The following is a 2,329-nucleotide window of genomic DNA, read 5'->3' on the forward strand; positions in this document are numbered from 1 at the left end:
TAGCGTGGGGGAAACGCCCGGTCACATTCCGAACCCGGAAGCTAAGCCCGACAGCGCCGATGGTACTGCATGCGGGAGTGTGTGGGAGAGTAGGACGCCGCCGAACTATCCTTGAGGCCGTGGGCCCCGACATTCATGTCGGGGTCCACGGCCTTTTCTGCGTTCAGCACCTACCCACGCGTAGCAACCGGTTCTACTCTGAGCGGCCATGACCCAAGGGCGTCTCTCGCGCGGCCGTATGTCCCTCTCCGTCAGTTTCTTCGTCCAGGGTGCCGTCTTCGCACTGCTGGTGACCCGGATCCCCGCCTTGCAGGACCGGTACGGCATATCCGATGCGCTGCTCCCGGCGTTTCTGGCCGGAGTGCCGGTGCTCGCGGGGGTCGGAAGCGTGGGGACGGAGCGGTTGGTGAAGCGCTTTCGGCCGAGCGGGGTCCTGCGGTGGGCGCAGCCCGTCGTATGCCTTGCGCTGCTCGCCGCGGGGAGCCTCCGCGGCGCCGCCCAACTCGCGGTCGCGCTGGCCGTGTTCGGGCTGGCGGTGGGGCTGCTGGACGCGTCCATGAACATGCTCGGGGTCAGCCTGCAGCGCGCGTACGGGCGCAGCATCATGCTCGGCTTCCACGCCGCCTACAGCCTCGGCGGCATCGTCGGCGCCTCACTCGCCTGGGCCGGTGCGCGCGGAGCGCTGTCGCTCGCGCTGCTGTACGGGCCGGCGGTGGCGGTGCTGCTGCCGCTCGCGCTCGCCGCCAGCCGCTGGTACGCCGACGCGGCGCCGCAGCGCGCGGAGGGGGCAGCCCCGGCCGCGTCCCCGGGCGTGCCCCGGGGAGCGGCCTCGGGCGCGGCCCCGGGCGCGGCCTCGGGCGGGGTCTCCATGAAGCTGCTGCTGCCGCTGTGTCTGGTGATGACGTTCACCTATATCGGTGATTCCACGGTCTCCAACTGGAGCGCCAAGTACCTCCAGGATGTGCTGGGCGGCTCGGAGCAGCTCGCGACCGTCCCGTACAACGTCTATATGGTCACGACGCTGCTCGGGCGGGCCGTGGGGGACGTCGGCGTGCGGCGGTTCGGGGCTGTCGCGGTGGTGCGGGCCGGAGCGGTGGGGGCCGCGGCCGGGTTCGCGGTGGTGGCGGTGGCGCCGGGCGCGTGGACCGGGATCGGGGGGTTCACGCTGCTCGGGTTCGGACTGTGTGTGCTGGTGCCGCAGACGTTCGCGGCTGCCGGGCGGCTGTTTCCGTAGGCGTCGGATACGGCCGTCGCCCGGCTGAACATCTTCAACTATGTGGGCTTTCTGATCGGTTCACCGCTCGTGGGCGCCCTCGGCGGCGTCTGGAGCTACCGGGGCGCGATGGCCGTACCGATGCTGCTGGTGCTGGTCACGCTGGTGTATGCGCCCTCGTTCGCACCGCGCGCGGAACGCTACGGTGACGGGTATGAGCGGTCGCGCGCAGCTGATGTGGGACGAAGGCGTCACGGGCTATGACTTCGGGCCGGGCCATCCGATGGACCCGGTGCGGCTGGCGCTCACGATGCGGCTGGTCGAGGCGCTGGGGGTGGACCGGTCCCCGGATCTCGCCGTTGTCGCGGCGAAGGCGGCCGGGGATTCGACGCTGCGGCTGGTGCACCGGCAGGACTACATCGACGCGGTGCGGCGCGCCTCGCTGGACCCGGTGGCGGCCGAGGCGCACTACGGGCTCGGCACCGGCGACGACCCGGCGTTCGGCGGGATGCACGAGGCGTCGGCGCTGATCGCGGGCCAGTCGGTGGCCGCGGCCGAGGCGGTCTGGGCCGGCCGGGTGGGGCACGCGGTGAACTTCGCCGGCGGTCTGCACCACGCGATGCCCGGCGCGGCCTCCGGCTTCTGCATCTACAACGACGCGGCGCTCGCCATCGCGCGGCTGCTCGAACTGGGCGCCGAGCGGGTGGCGTACATCGACCTGGACGTGCACCACGGGGACGGGGTGCAGACGGTGTTCTGGGACGACCCCCGGGTGCTGACCGTCTCGCTGCACGAGCACCCCCGCACCCTGTTCCCCGGCACCGGCTGGCCAGGCGAGGCCGGCGGCGAGGGCGCCGAGGGCGGCGCCGTCAATGTCGCGCTGCCGCCGGGCACCGTGGACGAGGGCTGGCTGCGCGCGCTGCACGCGGTGCTGCCGGAGCTGCTGGACGCGTTCGGGCCGCAGGTGCTGGTGACCCAGCACGGTGCCGATACGCATGCCGAGGACCCGCTGGCGCACCTGGCGTTGACCGTGGACGCGCAGCGGGCGGGAGCGGAGGCCGTGCACGGCTGGGCGCACGAGCACGCCGGGGGCCGGTGGCTGGCCCTGGGGGGCGG

At 72.8% G+C, this 2,329-nt stretch carries 1 protein-coding gene, 1 rRNA gene and 1 pseudogene; all 3 read left to right on the forward strand.

Translation table 11 applies throughout. The features are described from left to right. Positions 1 to 106, forward strand: a 5S ribosomal RNA gene (gene rrf / locus G5C65_RS35645); the annotation flags it as partial. A 102-nt stretch (positions 107 to 208) separates the two neighbouring features. Further along, positions 209 to 1,477 (forward strand): annotated as a pseudogene (locus G5C65_RS35650) (MFS transporter). Then, positions 1,428 to 2,329 (forward strand): acetoin utilization protein AcuC (locus G5C65_RS35655; RefSeq protein WP_165303202.1); only part of this gene is annotated, 902 nt, incomplete at its 3' end. The pseudogene G5C65_RS35650 and the gene G5C65_RS35655, both read left to right, overlap by 50 nt.

The sequence above is a fragment of the Streptomyces boncukensis genome (assembly GCF_011045075.1).
Taxonomy (GTDB): Bacteria; Actinomycetota; Actinomycetes; order Streptomycetales; family Streptomycetaceae; genus Streptomyces; species Streptomyces boncukensis.